Origin of the sequence: Phyllobacterium calauticae (genome assembly GCF_019991125.1) — a bacterium.
In the GTDB taxonomy this organism is placed as follows: domain Bacteria; phylum Pseudomonadota; class Alphaproteobacteria; order Rhizobiales; family Rhizobiaceae; genus Phyllobacterium; species Phyllobacterium calauticae.
Map to the genome: position 1 here is coordinate 103,513 of NZ_JAGENB010000007.1, position 19,327 is coordinate 122,839.

At 58.0% G+C, this 19,327-nt stretch carries 16 protein-coding genes; 7 read left to right on the forward strand and 9 right to left on the reverse strand.

What is annotated here, in order from left to right; genetic code table 11:
- Positions 1–176 precede the first annotated feature (176 nt).
- The 3 genes from J1W56_RS21365 to J1W56_RS21375 all read left to right on the forward strand — a co-directional run bounded on the left by J1W56_RS21365 (position 177) and on the right by J1W56_RS21375 (position 3,288).
- On the forward strand, positions 177–1,433 hold the full coding sequence (locus J1W56_RS21365; RefSeq protein ID WP_223615309.1) for a YcaO-like family protein: 1,257 nt from the start codon (positions 177–179) through the stop codon (positions 1,431–1,433).
- The gene (locus J1W56_RS21370) at positions 1,430–2,176 is read left to right on the forward strand and encodes a TfuA-like protein (RefSeq protein ID WP_223615310.1); all 747 of its coding nucleotides are present in this window, start codon (positions 1,430–1,432) and stop codon (positions 2,174–2,176) included. Before J1W56_RS21365 ends, J1W56_RS21370 begins: the two co-directional genes overlap by 4 nt.
- Positions 2,177–2,421: 245 nt before the next feature.
- Positions 2,422–3,288, forward strand: coding sequence for a Hint domain-containing protein (locus J1W56_RS21375; protein ID WP_223615311.1), 867 nt, complete (start codon positions 2,422–2,424; stop codon positions 3,286–3,288).
- A 174-nt stretch (positions 3,289–3,462) separates the two neighbouring features.
- Here J1W56_RS21375 and J1W56_RS21380 read toward each other — a convergent pair whose 3' ends face one another.
- The 7 genes from J1W56_RS21380 to J1W56_RS21410 all read right to left on the reverse strand — a co-directional run bounded on the left by J1W56_RS21380 (position 3,463) and on the right by J1W56_RS21410 (position 12,002).
- Entirely contained in the window at positions 3,463–5,112 is a 1,650-nt protein-coding gene (locus J1W56_RS21380) for a GMC oxidoreductase (protein WP_223615312.1), read from the reverse strand.
- A 358-nt stretch (positions 5,113–5,470) separates the two neighbouring features.
- The gene (locus tag J1W56_RS21385; protein ID WP_223615314.1) at positions 5,471–6,391 is read right to left on the reverse strand and encodes a carbohydrate kinase family protein; all 921 of its coding nucleotides are present in this window, start codon (positions 6,389–6,391) and stop codon (positions 5,471–5,473) included.
- Entirely contained in the window at positions 6,388–7,422 is a 1,035-nt protein-coding gene (locus J1W56_RS21390) for an ABC transporter ATP-binding protein (RefSeq protein WP_223615315.1), read from the reverse strand. The genes J1W56_RS21385 and J1W56_RS21390 overlap by 4 nt, the downstream gene beginning before the upstream one ends.
- On the reverse strand, positions 7,422–8,936 hold the full coding sequence (gene argH, locus J1W56_RS21395) for an argininosuccinate lyase (RefSeq protein WP_223615316.1): 1,515 nt from the start codon (positions 8,934–8,936) through the stop codon (positions 7,422–7,424). The genes J1W56_RS21390 and argH overlap by 1 nt, the downstream gene beginning before the upstream one ends.
- Positions 8,937–8,941: 5 nt before the next feature.
- Positions 8,942–9,796, reverse strand: coding sequence for a carbohydrate ABC transporter permease (locus tag J1W56_RS21400; RefSeq protein WP_223615317.1), 855 nt, complete (start codon positions 9,794–9,796; stop codon positions 8,942–8,944).
- A 1-nt stretch (position 9,797) separates the two neighbouring features.
- A complete protein-coding gene (locus tag J1W56_RS21405) occupies positions 9,798–10,742 on the reverse strand; it encodes a carbohydrate ABC transporter permease (RefSeq protein WP_223615318.1) in 945 nt (314 codons plus the stop codon).
- A gap of 12 nt (positions 10,743–10,754) precedes the next feature.
- Positions 10,755–12,002, reverse strand: coding sequence for an extracellular solute-binding protein (locus J1W56_RS21410; protein WP_223615319.1), 1,248 nt, complete (start codon positions 12,000–12,002; stop codon positions 10,755–10,757).
- A 256-nt stretch (positions 12,003–12,258) separates the two neighbouring features.
- Here J1W56_RS21410 and J1W56_RS21415 point away from each other — a divergent pair, with 256 nt between their 5' ends.
- Positions 12,259–13,482 carry an ROK family protein gene (locus J1W56_RS21415; RefSeq protein ID WP_223615320.1) on the forward strand — a complete coding sequence of 408 codons (1,224 nt, stop codon included), beginning with the start codon at positions 12,259–12,261 and terminating at the stop codon, positions 13,480–13,482.
- A 16-nt stretch (positions 13,483–13,498) separates the two neighbouring features.
- Positions 13,499–15,898 (forward strand): PIG-L family deacetylase, encoded by a 2,400-nt coding sequence (locus tag J1W56_RS21420; RefSeq protein WP_223615321.1) that lies wholly within the window; start codon positions 13,499–13,501, stop codon positions 15,896–15,898.
- A 61-nt stretch (positions 15,899–15,959) separates the two neighbouring features.
- Here the strand turns inward: J1W56_RS21420 and J1W56_RS21425 are convergent, their stop codons facing one another.
- Positions 15,960–16,763 (reverse strand): anti-sigma factor family protein, encoded by an 804-nt coding sequence (locus J1W56_RS21425; protein WP_223615322.1) that lies wholly within the window; start codon positions 16,761–16,763, stop codon positions 15,960–15,962.
- On the reverse strand, positions 16,760–17,446 hold the full coding sequence (locus J1W56_RS21430) for a sigma-70 family RNA polymerase sigma factor (RefSeq protein ID WP_404928639.1): 687 nt from the start codon (positions 17,444–17,446) through the stop codon (positions 16,760–16,762). Before J1W56_RS21430 ends, J1W56_RS21425 begins: the two co-directional genes overlap by 4 nt.
- A gap of 416 nt (positions 17,447–17,862) precedes the next feature.
- Here J1W56_RS21430 and J1W56_RS21435 point away from each other — a divergent pair, with 416 nt between their 5' ends.
- Positions 17,863–18,837, forward strand: coding sequence for an MBL fold metallo-hydrolase (locus J1W56_RS21435; protein WP_223615324.1), 975 nt, complete (start codon positions 17,863–17,865; stop codon positions 18,835–18,837).
- A gap of 75 nt (positions 18,838–18,912) precedes the next feature.
- Positions 18,913–19,323, forward strand: coding sequence for a tetratricopeptide repeat protein (locus J1W56_RS21440; RefSeq protein WP_404928641.1), 411 nt, complete (start codon positions 18,913–18,915; stop codon positions 19,321–19,323).
- Positions 19,324–19,327: the final 4 nt, after the last annotated feature.

Genomic DNA, 19,327 nt, shown 5'->3' on the forward strand with positions numbered 1-19,327 from the left:
TGACTTCATAAAAACTATAAGTAACCGATCAGAAAACATAATGATTACTGAAGGTTATAGGAACGGACCCGCAGAAAGACTATCGTCCGCGAGCCCCTTGCAATAGGCTGCGCTATTCCAGAGGATCATCGCATTTATCGATATGGTCACGATGATATCGGTTCGCTGGAGTAACAATGGAGCAATTGGCCGAGACTTCAATTCTGGATAGACTGGCGGCGGATGAAGTGAATCTTTGTTCCGCCGCCAATGTGGAACACCAGTCTTCGACAAGATTGATGGACGCAGATTTGACGGTGCAGAAATTGCGCCCGTATTTTTCCCATTTGGGTATTGTCCGGCTGGCTGAGACAACAGGGTTGGACCGGATAGGAATCCCCGTGTGGATGGCGGTTCGCCCGAACAGCAAGACCCTGGCGGTAAGCCAGGGCAAGGGGATTACAACAGCTCATGCGCGCGCTTCCGCTGTGATGGAAGCGGCTGAGATTGCCATAGCCGAAAACATACCGCTCGCGTCGATCAGTGCCAGCCGCCAGGATTTGCTGCTTGCCGACAAAGTAGTCTTTGACGGCCGGATGCTGGTTATGAAGGGCGCCGATGAACCTGCGTCCGACGCGGTTGATGAATGGCTCGAGGGCTATGACCTTCTGAAAAAAAGCAAGGTTTTCGTTCCGAGAGAACTCGTATCTCTGGATTTTACATCGGCGCGAAAGTCTCGCCATTACTGCCAGTCAACTGATGGTCTTGCCTCGGGCAACTGCCTGCTTGAAGCTGTTATTCATGGTCTGTGCGAGCGGGTTGAACGCGATGCCACCGAATTATGGCGTTTCAAGCGTGACGGCGCAGTCCATGCGCAATGCGTTGACCCCGCCGTGTTCTCAGATGCCGGCATCAGTTGGCTGGCAGAGAGGATTGAGCAGGCGGGTTTTCTGCTGCGTCTTTTCGATATTCGATCCGATATTGACCTTCCGGTATTCATGGCAACCATCAACCCCATCGCACGGAAGGGCACCTATCTGCATTTCGATCTTGCGGCGGGTTATGGTTGCCACCTGTCGCCGCGCGTGGCTGCCATGCGGGCGATCACCGAAGCGGCCCAGACGCGTATCACCAATATTTCAGGCGCGCGGGACGATTTCGACCCCTCGGAATATGCACAGCGCCTCGCTCCGGACCTTGGTGTTTATATAAACGCAGAGCCAAGGGCTCATTGGCAGTTTGATGAACCGGTGCCGTCTCAGCGCGCTCGTCTCGATACTTATCTCGACCCTTTGCGCAAACGCGGTATCGGCAGTGTGATTGTTGTTCCGCTCGGCGGCGAAGAGTGCGGAATGTCCGTTTGCCGCGTCCTGATCAATGAGCTGGAAAGTCCGGCCGGCATACGCAAACATCGCTTTGGTGGAAGGGCGTTGAACGCCATGTTGCTGCAATGAAGATCCTGTTTGCAGGCCCAAGTCTTTCGGGAACCGAGTTTGTGCCGCAGCGCTCAAACGAAGACCGGTTGCTGCCCCATCTTTCATTGACATGTCGAGGCCCTGCGAAGTGCGGTGATCTCACCCGTGCGGTGGACGAAGGTTACAACGTGATCGGGTTGATCGACGGCCGATTTGAGGACGTTGCTGCGGTCTGGCACAAGGAAATACTGTATGCGCTTTCGCGTGGCGTTACGGTCCTCGGCGCAGCGAGCATGGGCGCGCTGCGCGCTGCCGAATGTCATCCATTCGGCATGATCGGTATTGGGGATGTTTTTGCGCGCTACGCTTTCGGCGGATTGGAAGACGACGCTGCAGTGGCACAAGTGCACGCGCCGGCGGAGTTTGGCTATACCGCCTTCACGGAAGCCATGGTCACCGTAGATGCCACCCTGGATGCCGCATTGGCTGCATCGGCGATCGCTCCCGAGGAGCATGCGCTGATCCGCGACAAAGCCAATGCAGTGTTCTTCAAGGACAGGAGCTGGGCTTGTATATTCGACGTCCTGGCTTCCGATATCGCTCACGCCGCCGAACGGCTGAAACCTTTCATTCGCAATGTCAAAAGACAGGATGCGCAAGCCTTGTTGAAAGTGCTGCTTGAAGGCAAATACCCGGACGAAGCCAAGCCGTCAGGGGCGCCTCTTACCGGCTGGTTGTTCAACGAAACGACGCAGTGGCAAAAACTCCGGGCTCAGCACTGAGGGGATCAACCGGGGCGGCAAAAAGCCTATCCTTGGAAGATGTAAGCGCCAGCACATCTTAGATGTATGATCCCTCCTCCAAAAGGATGCGGCTTTCGCTCCTGGTTGGTTTTTTTCAGCACCCAGTAGGCCGATTTCAGCATCGGACAGCCGCCAAAATCCAAAGCGTTTCTGGCCATGCCTTCCTATAGGATGGTCATCGGAATATTTGGATTGAAAGTTGCACTGTAACCACGGAGGGGACTATGTCACCAACTACAGAGCGGCACCGGCCACTCAGCCATGCGCGACGACACTTTCTCGGCGTGGTGGTTTCCACAAGCGTCAAGGTCGCGGCTATCACCGGCCTGGCCACGGCCATGTCTTCCTTCCCCGCGCGGGCTATGGGACGGAAATGGTGGAGACATAGCGGCGAGCCCAGCCATAACCCGGGCGGCAACAATCAAAATTGTTTTCTCCGGGGAACATCCATCAAGACCCCGACAGGTGAAGTTTGCATTGAAGATCTTCGGATCGGCGATAATATTGAAACCATGAACGGCAAAGCTGCCACCGTGAGATGGATAGGGCGTCAGGTTTACAAAAGGAACAGCCCGTCCTGGGCAGCCAGCGTGATGCCAATCCGTATTTCACGCCACGCTTTTGATCAACGAACACCCCACTCGGATCTCTATCTCTCCCCTAATCACTCGCTGTATATCGATGGCGTTCTCATCCGCGCAAAAGACCTGGTCAACGGCCTCTCCATTGCACCATCCCTTCCAGCTGACCGTCAGATCATCGAATATTTCCACATCGTGCTTGATACCCATGAGGTGGTCTTCGCCGAGGGTGCACCTGCCGAAACCTTCCTGCTCCGCGACAGCAATCATGAAAGCTTTACAAACTTCGCTGAATACACGCGGCTCTACCCTGCAGGCCTCTGCCCACCCATGGCGCCGTTCGCACCGATCGTTGGTTATGAAGGCGGGCGCGAGCACCTGATGGCTCTTCTGCGTCTCGGCATACCCCGCTTCATGGGCTTGCGTGACCCGGTTCAGCACGCCCGCGACAGGTTTGCCCTGCGTGCACGGGAAACCGCCGGCGTTGGCCAACTGCACGACACCGCCTAAGCGCGTAGCGCCACGGCAAGAATGCGGTCATACGCAACAGGTTAAGTGTTATAAGCAGGTGTTTTCCTCCGGGAACACCTGCTTCGAAACGTTCAACAATGATTTTTGGATGTTACTTGCAAGGCGTTCCCGGCACCGCAGAATGCGCTTGCCTGGCCGGAAGCCATCAGCTCTTTACACGGCCGCAGCGCGTTCCTCGCCCGTCCCAAAAGCTGCGATACTCTCGTGAACGCCTTGCAGAGCCTTGATATGATCGGCAAGGCGCAACGCCAGCGCGACAATTGTCAGTGTCGGCATATCATTGCCGCAGGTCGGGAACACTGAACTGCCGGCGACGTGCAGGTTGTGGATGCCATGCACCGTGCAGTTCTGGTCCACGACGCCCATATGCGGATCGGTATGCATCCGGGTGGTTCCCATATGATGATTGCATCCGATGATCGAAAGCTCAGGCTCTTCAGCCGACTGTTCGAGATCGACATGTCCGACGCCGGATGCTTCAAACTCATCCTTTATCAATCCCAGCATCCGTGAGTGAGTGTGTTTTTCCAGATCACCGACGCGCCAATCAAGCGCTGCCCGGTTGAGGCCCAACCTGTCCCGTTGCTCCGACAGTGTGACCCTGCTCTCCCTGTTGGGAACGGGCTCGATAACACTCTCGATCTGAAAATAATCGGACTTCGCGGCAAGCCTCAGCTTCCGATAAAGTAAGGATGCCATCAGATTGGGGCTGCCAAGCGCAACAGTGGCAAACGTTCTCAGTTTGAAGTCGCGATAATGCCGCCACCGGATGGCATTGTATATCTCGTGGAACCGCTCGGTCAGCGTACTGTCCTCGCCCGCCCGGCATGCCCGGAAATAGGTGCGGCACTGCACCAGTTGTTCATCCCGCTGCACCTGTTCCGTCAAGCCGAGATGCGCGCTTGCGCTGGTACCATCCACGGCTAGCTTGGGGTTGTGATAGGTGTAGCGGGCATCATAAAAGCGAAACGCGGCGGCATTGACCGCAGGTATCATCTGACCGCGGCGAATACGCGGGTGCTCCATGAAATAGCGGCCGACCACATCGTGCTGATTACCAAGCCCCCGCTGATCGCGCCGATTGGATAGCAGGAGAAGACGCGCGTTTTCGATACCTCCCGCGGCCAGAATGACTCTTTCCGCCCGCACGAACATCATCTTTTGCCCATACGTCGCCACGTGCACGCCGGTGACGATTGATGGATCTTCAAGCGTCGCGATCTCGGTCGCATTGGCATTCAGCAGCACTTTCGTCGTTTGGGCGGCGCGCAGAAACACTTCATAGTCGCGGCCAAAACGTGTCGGCGGGCTAAACTTGCTCACCATTGTCTCAAGCGAGGCGTCATTCAGCTCCAGCAGTATGGAACGGTCACCCACGAGGTGTTTGTGCCAGAACTGCGGTTCAAAACCGTGATTGTTGACCTGGACCAGATTACTTGCGCGGGCATAGAACCGCTGCATCTCTGTCAGATCAAACGGCCAGCCGCTATTGGGAACCCAGTGCCGCGGCTCAAAATCAATGCCGATGAACGGTCGTATCCACCCGCCCCAGCAATTGGAACTGCCACCGAATTGCCGGGTTCTGGTCGCTTGAAGGTCGTAAGGAATGCCAAGGCTTTCGCCTTGGTAAAGGGATTGCGACGCGGCATTGAAGTTCAATCCGCCGCCTTCGAGAACGATCGTTTCAATGCCCCGCTTCTGGAATTCGAGCGCAAGCGTAATCCCTGCAACGCCACCGCCAACGATGCATATCGCGGCATCCAGGACCGAACCCGCTGGAAGTTCTCTGGCGTCAACAAACATGGCGTGAAAGCCCGGATTGAGCAAAGCTTAAAACAATATTGAGCGATATGGCGTGTTCCATTGCCGATCGACCTCAAGCCAGAACGAGCAAGACGAATGTTATTGCTCACAGAGACAATCCGCCGGTTGGCGGCTTGTCTGTCCCCATTGGATATTTGAAGGCGATTATAGGGCCGGATGGCCTCCAAGCGGAATATGCTGCGACGGTTAGGACAAGTAGCCCTTTTGAGTAGCGCCCTCCCCATTCGGGCTACTGTTTACACAGCCGATTAGATAAAATCGAAAGCCAGGCGGCCATTTCTCTTGAGATCCGATGTGCCAAGGCATTTCCCGAAATGCGGGCTCGGACAGCCCGCAACTATGATGCGATGCCAGCCACATCCATTGCCTGCCCGAGTGCTGTGGCGCCGCCGGCAGCCTGGACAGCCAAACTTCCCAGAGCAACACCGGCATTGAGGCAGGATTGCGGATCCAGCCTGTCGAGCCAGGCATTGATGAACCCTGCATCGAATGCATCACCGGCACCGGTCGTGTCAACGACCGCGACGCTCGGAGCGACGCTGTAGAAATAACGGCCATCCATCATCAGATGGGCGCCGCGCGCGCCGGATTTGACGACAATGATCGGAAAGTCTTCAGCGAGCTTGCGCAGGCTTTCAACTGGGTCGGACAGGCCGGTGATCGCCGTCGCCTCTTCCTCATTCGGCAGGAAGATGTCCACACCCGCGCAGTTTCCGATAAAGGCAGGATCGAAAATCAGGGTTTCATCCCAGCTGGGATCGAGAGAAACCGTCAGGCCATGCGCCTTCGCATTCCGGACCAGATCAGGGATCTCAGCGAGAGTAGCATATTCAGCGATATGAAGATGTGTCGCCTTCTCCCAGGCGAGAGCCGGCAGCAACGCCGCCGGCTGCGCCGAACCGGCCCGCCGCGACAGGAACGCCCGCTCATGACTGTGATTGATCGCAACGGAGACCTGGGGACCAGCATCCGGTGCCTGCTCAAGAAAGCGCAGATCAATGCCGCTTGTCCTGAGTTGATCCAGCAGTCCCACGGACAGGGAGTCCGTACCAAGCCGGGCAAGAAGCGCCGTGGTCCTGCCCGTATGGGCCAGATAGGCCGCGACGATGAACGCGCCGCCGCCGCCGGTGATGGCCATGTTGCTGGCAAAGACTTCACGCCCGAGCACCGGCATTGTCTCAAGCCCGGTAAAAATCAGGTCACAGTAAATCCTGCCGATACTCAGAACGGCATTCATTTCGGCTGAATTGGATTTCATAAACGGCCCAGCGACTTCTCGGTTTTTGCATCGAAGAGGTAGAGTGCCGTAGGCGCGGCATAAGCAGTGACCATGCTTCCTGTCGCCGGGATCAGTTTGCCCGGTGCTGTTGCAATGACCGATTGTCCGGCGACGTCGAAATGCACCAGCGTTTCGGATCCAAGCGGCTCGACCGCCGACACGACGCCCCCCAGTTTGAAATTACCCGGCGCGGCCTCCCCGATCACCAGATCATGCGGGCGAATACCGATCAGCATGGCGCCACCGGCTTCCACAGCGACGCCCGTATCTGTCCGGCGCCCTGGAATGAGGTTCATTGAGGGGCTGCCGATGAACCGTGCGGTAAACACATCCAGCGGGTTTTCGTAGATTTCCATCGGCGTTCCGGTCTGCAGGATGTGGCCGTCGCGCATCACCACGATCCGGTCGGCCATGGTCATGGCCTCCACCTGATCGTGGGTGACATAGACGATGGTCGTGCCCAGCCGCTGATGCAGACGTTTGACCTCGATGCGCATTTGCGCCCGCAATTGCGCGTCAAGATTGGACAAAGGCTCGTCGAACAGGAAGGCGGAGGGATTGCGCACCATTGCACGGCCGATGGCTACGCGCTGGCGCTGGCCGCCGGACAATGCCGAGGGACGCCGTTCGAGCAAGGCGGTCAGCCCAAGCATTTCGGCAGTCTCATCGATGCGCTTGTCCTTGTCTTCCCTCGACATTTTCGAGGTATAAAGACCGAAGCCGATATTCTGCCGGACGGTCAGGTGCGGATAAATGGCATAGTTCTGGAACACCATGGCAATGTTGCGCTGCTTGGGTTCCCGCTCATTGACCACGTCACCACCGATACGCAGCGTGCCTCCGGAGATATCCTCGAGGCCCGCAATCATCCGCAGCGTCGTTGATTTGCCGCAGCCGGACGGACCGACGAAGACAACGAATTCGCCATCGGCGATCTCAAGGTCGATGCCGTGGACCACATCGGTCTTGCCATAGCGCTTGACCAGGCCCTGAAGTTCAATTGTCGCCATCAGGCAGCTCCTACCAATGCTTTGAAATTACGGTCAAGTTCATGGGCCGCCCGGCTCTCGCTGGCTGCGTGATCGGCCGCCAATTTCGCGAACGCCGAAGCCCTGTCGCGATAGGACGATAATGCCTCGGCCATGGGTTCGGCGGCAGGACCGCCGAACCGGCTGCGGACACGGACAAAATAGTCCGGCGATACGATTTCCGCGAACTGATCGCGATCAACCGACGGCTTGCGCCCGGTCGCATGTTCGAAGGCCGCCAGAAACGGCTCGAAGCCATCGGTGGGCAGATCGCCTTGTTTGGCAACGACTGCTTTGGCGACCGTGGCGGCGATTTCATGTGCTTCCCGGAACGACAGGCCTTCGCGACGCACGAGTGAATCGGCAAGTTCGGTGATGGTAATGCAGGAGCGGCGGATATTGCCGGCGACACGCTCGGAATCGATACGGATCGCCGACACGAAGGACGCCATGAGATCAAGAACGCGCCCGGCAGAAATAAAGGCCTCATAACCCATCGACTGGGTTTCGCCCTCGCTGTCATTCATGTCGGTGAACGGGGTGTTGTGCATGACGTCAAGCACGGTTCGCGCCCGGCCGAATGTCTGGCTTGCCAGCAGCCGCATGTGCTCGATGGGCACCGGATTGCGCTTCTGCGGCATGATCGACGAGATTTGCACCAGCGCATTCGGGACATAGACCTGCCCCACTTCAAAGCTGGTCCAGAACTGGAAATCCTGGATCAGCCGGCCAAGGTGCAGGAACAGCAATTCGATGGCACTGTAGGTGGAGGTGATATAGTCGACCGCGGCGATGCAGCTGTAGGAATTGCGCAAGGGAGCGGAAAAACCGAGAAGCTCCGCCACACGGGCGCGATCGATTGCAAATCCGGAGGTGGTGATCGCTGCGGCACCCATGGGGCTGAGATCGACGATCTGCCGCGCTTCCTCGAAGCGGTTCATGTCGCGTATCAAAACTTCGATGACGGCAGACAGGTAATGACCGAAGGTCGTCGGCTGGGCCGGCTGGCCATGGGTATAGGCAACGATCAGCGTTGCCTTCTCGCGCTCGGCGGCATCGATCAGGGTATCAAGCAGGTGGCGCGCCTTGCCCATCAGTGCATCGATGCGCGTCTTCAACCCAAGCTTGAAAAGCGTATGATCGATATCATTGCGCGAGCGTGCCGTGTGGAGGCGTCCTGCAATATCGGCTCCAACCCGGTGTTTCAGTTCCTTCTCGATCAGGAAGAAGAAGTCCTCCACTTCCCCCGTATAGGCGAGCGAAGCCGGATCGATGTCGCGGTCAATGGCTTCGAGCGCTGCCCCGATCTTGGCGGCCTGATTACGCTCGACGATACCCGTTTCCACCAGCATCACCAGATGCGCGCGGTCGATGCGGCGGAAGCCATCGACATGATGCGACTTGGCGCCGTCAAACAGAGGTCGCAGCACCGCTTCCTTGTAGACCGGATCGGGGAAGATACTTTTGTCCGAGAGACGCGGATCATTCAACGTCATGGTGATTATCCTTTCAGTCCGGCCAGCATCACGCCGCGCACGATGTAGCGCTGCAGCACCAGGAAAACGATGAGCGTCGGCAGCGTGGCGATGGCAGCACCAGTCATGATCAGCTCCCACTGGATCGACTGTTCGACGGCAAAGCTCGAGAGGCCGACGGGAAGTGTGTAGAGTTCCTTGCTCGTGGTCACGATCAGCGGCCAGAAGAACGCCGTCCAGTTGCCAAGGAAGGTGAAAATGGCAAGAGCAGACAGCGCCGGCGTAACCAGCGGCATCGCCACCTTCCACCAGATCTGGAATTCGTTCAGACCATCGATCCGCGCAGCTTCCAGAAAGTCGTTGGGGATGGTGTCGAAGAACTGCTTCATCAGGAAAGTCCCGAAAGCGGTCATCATGCCCGGGAACATGATGCCCCAATAGCTGTCCAGCCAACCGAGCTGGCTTGACATCAGGTACCACGGAATAACCAGCATCTCGGTCGGTATCATCAGGGTCGACAGAATGGCGAGGAAGATCAGGTAGCGGCCGCGGAATTCGAACTTGGCCAGCGTGTAGCCGACAAGGCTGTCGAAGAAAACGTTGGAAAGCGTCACCGTGACGGCGACAATGCTGGAATTGAGAAACCAGCGCATGAAGCGGCCGTCCAGCAGCACCTTGGCATAGTTCTCCAATGTCGGCGCTGCGGGAATGATGCGCAGATCGTAGACCTGGCCTGCCGTCTTCAGCGAGGTGGAGAACATGAACAGCAGCGGCGTGATCATGATCAGACCGCCGATCAGAAGAAGCGTCCAGACAAGGATCTGCGCGGGTTTTATGTTGGCGCGGTACAATCCTGCCGGCTTCGGGAGAGCACTCGTCATATCATTTATCCCTCAAGACGCGCAGCTGCAGCAATGACACCACCAGCAGGATGGAAAACAAGACAACCGTCTGTGCCGCCGCATAACCCATCTGGTAGGATGAAAAGGCCGTCTGGAAGATCATCAGCACCAGGGGCTTCGTCGAGCCCAAGGGACCGCCGGGATCATTGGTGGTCATGTTGTAGACCTGGTCAAAAATCCGCAGGAAGCCGATGGAGGAAAAAACCACCAGAAAGACGGTCGTTGGTTTGAGCAACGGCAAGGTAATGCGGCGCAGGATGGCCCACTCGCCGAGGCCATCGATGCGGGCGGCTTCATAGTAGGTACCGGGAATGGCGCGCAGACCAGCCATGAAGATAATGATCTGGAAGCCAAGACCAGCCCAAATCGAGGTCACCATGATGGATGGCAGTGCCTGACTGACCGATCGGATGAACGGCTGCTGCGGCAAACCGAAGAGCCCGAGGACATCGTTGATGACGCCGATCGGGGCCGGCTGATAAAACCATCGCCATACCCAGGCCATGGCGGCTGCCGTGGTCAGAAACGGCAGGAAGTACAACGCCCGGATGAAGGCGTGCATGAACCGCACGCGATCGAGATAGTAAGCTATGGTGAATGCAAGGAGCAGGCTGATCGGTGTGCCGATCAACAGATAGGTGAAGGTATTGCGGAAGACTTTCCAGAACTGCGGATCGGTGAACAACCGCTCGTAATTGCCCAGACCGATGAACACCGGCGGCCGCATCAGATCCCAATCCGTCAGCGACAGCCAGAAGGCTTGCAGGGTCGGATAGAAACGGATGACGCTGTAGAACAGGATGGGCAGGGCGAGAAACGACCAAACCCAGATCAGCCGCTTGGTTTTCATGGACAGCCGGTCCCACACGGGCCCGGTGGGGCGGCTTGCGACCGCCCCTTCCGTATTGACAGGTGTGGAGACCATTGGACGGTGCCCTTACTTCTTGGCAGAATCGATGATTGCCTGTTCGGCGGTTGCCGCCTGGGCAATCGAGGCTTCCGGCGACTGTCCTTCCAGAAGAACACGGTTGGTCATGTCCATGGCCGTCTGGCGCTGCGCGGCCTCGTCGACGAATTGCGTGGTATGCGCATATTCAAGACCCTTGAGGAACGGGCCAAAGATCGGATCGGCAAGATTGGCTTCTGTAAGGGCGGCGGAACGGCGTGCGGGCAATTCGCCCACCGTCTTCAGCCAGATGTCCATGGCTTCCGGTGACGAGATATAGGCCAGGAACTTCTTCGACGCTTCCAGTTTTTCCCCGCTGACGCGTGCGCCAATACCGTTAGCGAAATAGCTCGCATAGTTGGACCGCACGCCTTCCGCATTGGCTGGCAATTCGGTGACACCCCATTCGAAGGCGTTGATCGTCTTGAAGGAGCCGAGACGGAAAGTCCCGTCGATGGTCATGGCCGCCATACCTGCGCGAAACGCCGCCTGGCCTTCGTCCATGAAGCCGACCTGGCCGATCTTCTTCTCCGTCTGCAGGCTGGTGTAGAACTTCAGGGCCTTGATGCCGGCGTCACTGTTGTATGTGACCTTGGTATTGTCGGCCGAATAGGGTTCGCCGCCATATTGCCGGATGAGAATTTCACGCCACCACTGGTGATCCTGCCCTGCCATATCAAGCGTGGTGCCGGCGACGACAAGGTTTCCGGCTGCATCGCGCTTGGTTGTCGCAACGCCCGCTGCAACAAAATCGTCCAGCGTCTTCGGCGGATTTTCAATGCCCGCTTCTTTCAGCAATTTCTTGTTGTAGAACAGCGCCAGCGAGCGGACAGCCGTCGGCAGGCCATAGTAATCATTGCCCCTCTTCATGGCTGTCACGATGGGAAAGAAATCGCTTTCAATCTTGTCGTGCGGAAACGTGTCGGCCGGCAGCGGCTGCAGCAGCTTGCCCGCAACGAACTTGTCGAGCCATCCGTAAAACAGCTGCATGACATCCGGACCCTTGCCGCCCATATTGGCTGCAACGATGCGTGTCTGGTAATCGGCATAGGGGAAGGTCGTCTGCTTGACGGTGATGCCGGGATTGGCCTTCTCGAAATTGGCAATCAGCTGATCCATTGCCTTGACGCGGGTTTCGTACACATATTGCCAATATTCGATCTCGACCGCCTGCGCCGTGCTTGCGGCAAACGTGGCGAATCCGGCAAGCAGACCGGCCAATAGAATTCCTTTACGCATATAAACCTCCTGTGCCCTGCCATATCCATCATCGGATGCAGAGCTTCCTTGTTCCCCAGGCATCGGCGATGCCCATGACCTCATCCCACCGCATGGCAATGTTTCTGCTGCAGCAACCGCGAACGTTGTCGCGGCTTACTTATAAGCTTCACCGTCAGCGATGATTTGTCAATAACATACTTTACTTGAATTATTGTATTGCGTCAGAACACCTCTTGGAGGTATCGGTAAAAGACTGGAATCGAAGGTTTGCGACATGACCCGACAGATGAGCGGTACGCATCAGATTGCCATCGGCAAAAACCCCGAGCGCAGCCGGCATCACAACCGGCGCGTTGTGCTGGATGTCGTGCGCATTCATGGCTCGCTGGGACGCATGCACATCGCCAAGCTCACCCAGCTGACCGCCCAGGCGGTGGCCAATATCGTTGATGAACTGGTAAGCGACAACCTGCTGATGGAAGTCGGACGCCTGCGGTCCGGTCGTGGCCAGCCTCCCATACAGTTCGCAGTCAATCCCGAGGGCGCCATTACCATCGGCATCGAGATTGCCGCGGATCACATGGTGATCGTTGTTTTGGACCTTGCGGGCCAAGTGCGTTCCAAGGAAATCGTTCCCGTCAGAAACACCACGCCCGAACATTTCATTCCCCGCTTTGTCGGCGAGGTGGACAAGATTCGGGGCCTCTTCAAATCGAAGCTGCTTGGTATCGGCGTGGTGATGCCCGGACCGTTTGAGATCGATGGTATGACATCCGTCGGCCCAACCACCCTTCCCGGCTGGGGAGCGATTGACACTGCAAAAGTTCTATCCGAGGCGAGCGGCGAACTGGTCATCGTTGAAAACGACGCCACCGCCGCCGTGGTAGGCGAGCGGCTATTCGGTGCCGGCCAGGCGATTTCTGATTTTTGCATGATTTACTTCGGAGCCGGTATCGGCCTTGGCGTCATCCACGAGGGAACACCGTTTCGCGGTGCTTTCGGCAATGCCGGTGAAATCGGACATATCGTGGTCGCACCGCGCGGAAAACAATGCCCGTGCGGCCAGAGCGGCTGCCTCGAACTCTATGCCTCGCTGCATGCCCTGAAGGAAAAGCTGCGCGAGGCAGGCATCGCCGCCAGCGAATTTTCCGACCTTGAAGCCCTTCATACCGCCAACCATCCCGTTCTGAGAGCGTGGATTGGCGAGGCCGCGGACTATTTGAGCCCGATGGTTTCGATGCTGGAAAATATTCTTGATCCGGAAACCGTGATGCTGGGCGGAGCCATGCCGGATGCAATCATCGATGACATCATTTCCGCCATGCATCATTTGCCGGTGTCTGTGGCGAGCCGCCGTGCGCGCTCCCTCCCGCGCGTCCAGCGCGGCCAGACGGGTCAATTGACCGCCGCACTTGGCGCGGCCGCGCTGCCGCTCTTCGAAGTCGTGACCCCCAAACTCGATACATCGCCAACAGACATAGCCCACAACACGTTATAAGCGGCAGGAGGATACCGTGCTGACGTCCCATGAGCGGATCGAACGACAAAAGTCCCGGCCGGCCCTCGTCCGGCTGCACCATGCGCTGTCCCGATTGACATCGACCGTGACTGTCATGAACACCGGCGCTCATCCCGATGACGAGCAGAACGGTCTCTTGGCCATGTTCCGCTTCGGCCTGGGAATGCGGGTTGTGATCGCCTGCTCGACCCGTGGCGAAGGCGGGCAGAATGCGCTCGGGCCTGAGCGGCTGGGCGCGCTCGGCGTGCTGCGATCGCGTGAATTGGAGGAGGCGGCCCGGCAGCTCGATGCGGATGTCCATTGGCTCGGACACGGGCCGGAAGACCCGGTGCATGATTTCGGTTTTTCCAAAGACGGCGACGCGACATTTGCGCGATGGGACGAAAAGCGCATCGTCGAGCGCCTGGTGCGCGCCTATCGGCAGGAGCGGCCGGATATCGTCATTCCAACATTTCTGGATGTTCCGGGACAGCATGGTCATCACCGCGCCATGACCCGCGCTGCCGAAGCGGCCATTGCCCTCGCAGCGGATGCCGAGGCCTATCCCGAACATTTTGCCGAGGGCCTGACACCATGGCGCGTGGCCAAGTACTACCTTCCCGCCTGGCCGGGCGGCGGCGACACCTATGATGACGAGATTCCCCCGCCGGATGCAACGATTGCCATCGACGCCTCGGGTACCGAAGCGGCAACGGGAGCCGCATACGATCATATCGGCGAATGGTCACGCGCCTATCATGCCTCCCAGGGCATGGGGGTCTGGCGCGATACGCCGCGATCGGCGTGGCCGCTGCATCTGATGTATGGTCCGAGGGGAAGTCGATCCGAACGTTCCATTCTCGAAGACATTCCGGCGACATTTGCAGAGCTTGCCAACACCGCAGATCATTCCGTGAGCCAAGCGCTCGCATCGGCCCACGACGCTATCAATGCAGCCATCCAGGCCTTTCCAGACCGCGACCGCATCACCACGCTTCTCCTGGATGCTGCCGGCCATATCGACAGTATCGAAATGCTGGCCTCGCCGGACTTCATGACACGACACGGACATCGGCTGGATCGCAAGCGGCGGGAAATTGACGCGGCATTGCTTGAAACGGCCGGGATAGACGTGCGGGCGGTTACAGAACCGCAGCACCTGTCACCCGAAAGCACCGGCCGCATTACGGTGCACATGGACAATCCGTCCATTCCGCTCCCCGGCGATATATCGATCGTGCTGCCATCCGGCGTAGCTGTTACGCGATCGCAGGACGCCGCAAGGTCCCGGTCCTTCGACATCGAAGCGTCTGCAGCGGCAGCGCTGACAAATCCATATGGACGCAGCTGGTCCAGCCTCGGTGGAAACGGCGTGGCTTTCGCCAATGTTACCGCCAGAATTGGCAACCGGCAGGTTCGAGGCACGTTCGATCTTGAAGAGCCATTGAGCATCGTGCCCAGGCATTCCCTGGCACTCCTGCCCGAGGCCATCATCGCCAAACGCGGTGATGCGATGCGCAGCTGGCAGATCGGGGTCGACGGGATGGATCCCGCGGTTGCTTTGCGCTTTGACGCGCCGCCCGGCTGGACAATCAAGCCGCAGGACGGCAAATGGCTGCTGTCTGCCCCCGAGACGCTGCCCGCCGGGATCACTCAGATCACGCCGGAGATATCCGGGCACCCGGCCATGCGCACCACATCCATTTCCTACCCGCACACCGGACGCTCGGTATTCATCGCCCCTGAACGGCTACGGGTGTTGACGCTGGACTTGAAGCTGCCGGAAGGCGCCAAGATCGGTTACGTCGGCGGCGGAGCCGACAAGGTCGCCCTGTGGCTTCAGCGCATGGGACTGGATATCACGGAACTCGACACGGAGACCCTTGGCGGCGACCTCTCGTACTTTACCACCATAGTCGTCGGCATTTTCACATTCGGCCTGCGGAAAGACCTGAGTGCAGCGACAGCGCGCCTGCACAGCTTCGTTGAAAACGGCGGTCATCTCGTCACGCTGTACCATCGTCCCAGTGACGGTTGGATTTCCAGCGTCACGCCGCCGCGCTATCTGAAAATCGGATCACCGTCACTGCGCTGGCGCGTGACCGATCCCCATGCCCCGGTAACGATATTGTCACCCCGACACCCCCTGCTGACAGGCCCCAATATCATTGGGCCAGCCGATTGGAACGGATGGGACAAGGAACGCGGGCTTTATTTCGCGTCGGATTTTGACGATGCCTATGAGCCGCTATTGTCCATGCATGATGCCAACGAACAGCCGCTGAACGGCGGGCTGATTTCGGCCCGCATCGGCAAGGGCAGGCACACCCACACCGGCCTTGTCCTGCATCATCAGCTCGACAAGCTGGTTCCAGGCGCTTTCAGACTGATGGCCAATCTCGTGCAGCCGGCCTGACGAACATGAGATAGGGATGAGCCGCTGCGGCACGTCATCCGAAGACCTGTTCCTGTGATCCCTACTTCTCGACAGCCGCGACAAAATCCGCGCGGAAGGCCGCAAGATCAGCAACGCTGACATCCGACACCGCCCAGAATGTCAGGCCGCCACTGGACCATTCGGCAAAATTATAGCCCTCGCGTGTCCTGCTTGCCGCCGCAATGGGAGATGCCGGCCAGATGAACACATTGATGACGTGACCGTGCCGGCGGTACACCAGAACCGCCACCACCCTGCCATTGATATAGTCCACGCGGCCGCCCACGAGGGGAAAGCCCTGTGCTGAGAGGTCGATGACCGGCGGAGAATAATCGATCTTGCCGTTGAACCAGGGTTTGACCGTATGTTGATCGGATGTCTGCACATCGGTCAGGTGGTCGACGAGCAGGGATCGCACGTGGCTGGCAAGAATCTCATCCTGGAGTACAGCGGTCTGGGGCGGCACCGACAATACGAGAAAAATACTTGCAGCCAATGCCGCGAATGACGGAACAAAACTCCAGCGCCTGATGAAATCCGCCGCTGTCCGCCACGTGGCGAGGCGATATGCCGATGCGGGGGAGCTTGATGACGCTCCGTCGATCTCACGGGAAAGAGCTGTCACGATCCGCTCGCGAGCACGCTCGGGCATCTGCCACCGAACACCACCCTGACCAATGATGTTTTTCAGTTCCGCGAACTTCTCCAGCTCCGCCGTACAATTTGCACAGGTGGCAAGGTGCTCTTCAAATTGCAGCGCGTGCATTGAATCGAGCTCGCCATCGATGAAGCCGTGCAGCATGACAGCCCAGTCGGAGCATTTTTCCGGTTTGGTCTCGCTCATGATGCTGCCGCCTCGTTGCTGGCTTCACCGTGCCAAGCCTTGGCGAATTCCTGCCGGGCACGGGCGAGCCGTGACATGACCGTCCCAATAGGCAGTTCTGTGATGTCGGCAATCTGCCGATACGAAAGCTGTTCGAGTTCGCGCAACACCAATATTTCACGCAACGCATCGGGGAGCGAATATATGACCATACGGACATGCTCGGATTCCGTCTTGCGGATCAAAGCGGCCTCGGGCGTATCCTCTTCGGTGGCGATGTTTTCGGCGATAGAGGGTGACGCCCCGTCATTGTTGTCCGTCAGAGGCATTTCAACGCGAGACTTGCGGCGATTTTCCTGCAGCCAGACATGGTAGCAATTCCTGACAATGGCAAAGACCCAGGATCGCGCGTCACCGCCTCGATACCCGTCAAAGCTGCGATAGGCGCGCAGGAATGCATCCTGAACAATATCCTGCGCGGCGTCCCCGTCACGGCTCAGAAAGCGGGCAAAATTGTAAGCAGCGTCCAAATGCGGAATGATCAGCCGGTTAAATCGCGCTGCAGTGTCGGCCGCAGGGCGCACCCTTTCCGAGGCGACGTCATGACCTGCCAGCCCTGCCATATGCACAATGAGGCCCGGCAATCCCCCGCCTTGCCTGCCAGGGGTGCACCGCGACAGCACATTTGCCAGAAATGCGCGCATACCCACAAGCCGCAACCGCCAGGCAGGCGCCGCACGGGTGGAATTTGGAACAAGCATGGATATGGTCGCCAGGTGCATTTGTGTCATGGTGTTCCCAAGCGGCACGGTCGCCGCGCTTGAATCCTCTCCGAAATTCCACAAGCCGTTTGTTACCTAGATCGAACAAAACGTCAGAATATTCCCGAAACCCGCAAATTATTTCGCCGCTGGCGCAGAATGCTCATCTTACACCGTTTTACGGTGCCTTGCGCAGCTCCTGTCCGTCAGAATTGCTCCAACATTTTCAATGCCTTGCATAAAAACCTGCGGCCAATGCGAATAAACCCCTGCTGATCTCAATCTATTTCATCAGCGGAGGCACTTGATCGAACCATGTTCTCCGTTTGGCTAGAGCTTTCCATTGAAGGAGAATTCCAATGTTCGACATTACACGTCGCGCCGTTCTCGGGTCCGCGGCCGCTGCGGCGGCTTTCGGGCTTTCCAGGCAACTCGAATTTATCCCGCCGGCATGGGCTGAAACGCCAATCGAACCGTCCGTGGGCTTCTACAAATACAAGGTCGGATCGGTCGAGATCACGGCCATCTATGACGGTATCTGGCGCAAACCGCATGACCCGGCATTCATCAAAAATGCTTCTGTCGACGAGACCAAGCAGGCCTTGGCAAAGGCGGGCCTGACCACTGAATTCATGCCCATTCCGCTGACTGTCGTCGTACTGAAAATCGGCGACCGGCTGGTGATGATGGATGCGGGCTCCGGCGTTGGCCAATGGCAGGCGAATGCCACCCATCTGCCGGCAAACATGCAGGCGGCCGGAATAGATCATACAAAGATCGACACCGTCATCATCTCGCACTTCCACCCCGATCATGTGTGGGGATTGATGGAAAAGGAGACGAATGCCCCGGTATTTCCAAATGCCGAACTGGTCGTGAACGAGACCGAATACAATTGGTGGACCGAACCGGGACGCGTTGACAAGCTGGCAGAGGGCCGCAAACCGGCCGGCAAGCGTATTGCCCAGGTTTTCCCGACATGGAAGAACTGGCATCTGGTCAAGGACGGCGCGGAAGTCGCCCCCGGCATACACCTGATTGCGGCACCTGGTCATACACCCGGACACTCCGCTTTCCTTGTCACCTCCGGCAATGAGCAATTGCTTGTCTCGGCCGACACGATGTACGTGCCTGCCCTGCTCGCGCCCCACCCGGAATGGCAAGGCAGCTACGATCAGGATGGCCCGACCGCCATTACCACCCGCCGCAAGCTCATCGATCGTGTGATCGCTGACAAGATACAGATCTGCGGTTCTCACTTTCCGTTCCCCGGCTCGGGCACCTTCGTCAAGGACGGCAACGCCTATGGCTTCACGGCCACCGTCCAAGCTTAGAAACACAAAGGAGATAGGATCATGATCAAGACTGCATTCATCGGCTTTGTAAGCCTTGTCACAGCTGCAACCCTTATGCCCGGCACCGTTGTCGCCCCGGCCTACGCCGTCGATAATATGGAGACGGCAGGCGCTCCGGATCTGACATCAGCGCGCGCAAAGATCGCAGCAAAGAACTATACCGGCGCTTTGGAGGAGCTGCGCGGGCTGGCCGAAGACAGCCCACAGGCCGACGTCTACAACCTTCTCGGCTACACACTGCGCAAGACAGGTGATTTCGAGACATCCCTGACCTATTATACCAAAGCCTTGGAACTCCAGCCTGATCACAAGGCCGCCCGTGAATATTTGGGCGAGCTCTATGTCGAGACCGGCAAAATGGACAAGGCGAACGAGCAGGTGGCATCGCTGACACGGCTCTGTCCGAATGGCTGTGAAGAGCTTGAAGACCTGCAAAAATTCATTGCCTCAAACGGCACCAGATAACGCT

What these genes read in the sequence shown, in the direction of transcription:
- J1W56_RS21440 (WP_404928641.1), top strand. Translation starts at nt 18,913, where the DNA reads ATGCCCGGCACCGTTGTCGCCCCGGCCTACGCCGTCGATAATATGGAG.
- J1W56_RS21405 (WP_223615318.1), bottom strand. Translation starts at nt 10,742, where the DNA reads ATGGTCTCCACACCTGTCAATACGGAAGGGGCGGTCGCAAGCCGCCCC.
- argH (WP_223615316.1), bottom strand. Translation starts at nt 8,936, where the DNA reads ATGACGTTGAATGATCCGCGTCTCTCGGACAAAAGTATCTTCCCCGAT.
- J1W56_RS21435 (WP_223615324.1), top strand. Translation starts at nt 17,863, where the DNA reads ATGTTCGACATTACACGTCGCGCCGTTCTCGGGTCCGCGGCCGCTGCG.
- J1W56_RS21425 (WP_223615322.1), bottom strand. Translation starts at nt 16,763, where the DNA reads ATGAGCGAGACCAAACCGGAAAAATGCTCCGACTGGGCTGTCATGCTG.
- J1W56_RS21415 (WP_223615320.1), top strand. Translation starts at nt 12,259, where the DNA reads ATGACCCGACAGATGAGCGGTACGCATCAGATTGCCATCGGCAAAAAC.
- J1W56_RS21380 (WP_223615312.1), bottom strand. Translation starts at nt 5,112, where the DNA reads ATGTTTGTTGACGCCAGAGAACTTCCAGCGGGTTCGGTCCTGGATGCC.
- J1W56_RS21385 (WP_223615314.1), bottom strand. Translation starts at nt 6,391, where the DNA reads ATGAAATCCAATTCAGCCGAAATGAATGCCGTTCTGAGTATCGGCAGG.
- J1W56_RS21430 (WP_404928639.1), bottom strand. Translation starts at nt 17,446, where the DNA reads ATGCGCGCATTTCTGGCAAATGTGCTGTCGCGGTGCACCCCTGGCAGG.
- J1W56_RS21400 (WP_223615317.1), bottom strand. Translation starts at nt 9,796, where the DNA reads ATGACGAGTGCTCTCCCGAAGCCGGCAGGATTGTACCGCGCCAACATA.
- J1W56_RS21410 (WP_223615319.1), bottom strand. Translation starts at nt 12,002, where the DNA reads ATGCGTAAAGGAATTCTATTGGCCGGTCTGCTTGCCGGATTCGCCACG.
- J1W56_RS21365 (WP_223615309.1), top strand. Translation starts at nt 177, where the DNA reads ATGGAGCAATTGGCCGAGACTTCAATTCTGGATAGACTGGCGGCGGAT.
- J1W56_RS21390 (WP_223615315.1), bottom strand. Translation starts at nt 7,422, where the DNA reads ATGGCGACAATTGAACTTCAGGGCCTGGTCAAGCGCTATGGCAAGACC.
- J1W56_RS21370 (WP_223615310.1), top strand. Translation starts at nt 1,430, where the DNA reads ATGAAGATCCTGTTTGCAGGCCCAAGTCTTTCGGGAACCGAGTTTGTG.
- J1W56_RS21375 (WP_223615311.1), top strand. Translation starts at nt 2,422, where the DNA reads ATGTCACCAACTACAGAGCGGCACCGGCCACTCAGCCATGCGCGACGA.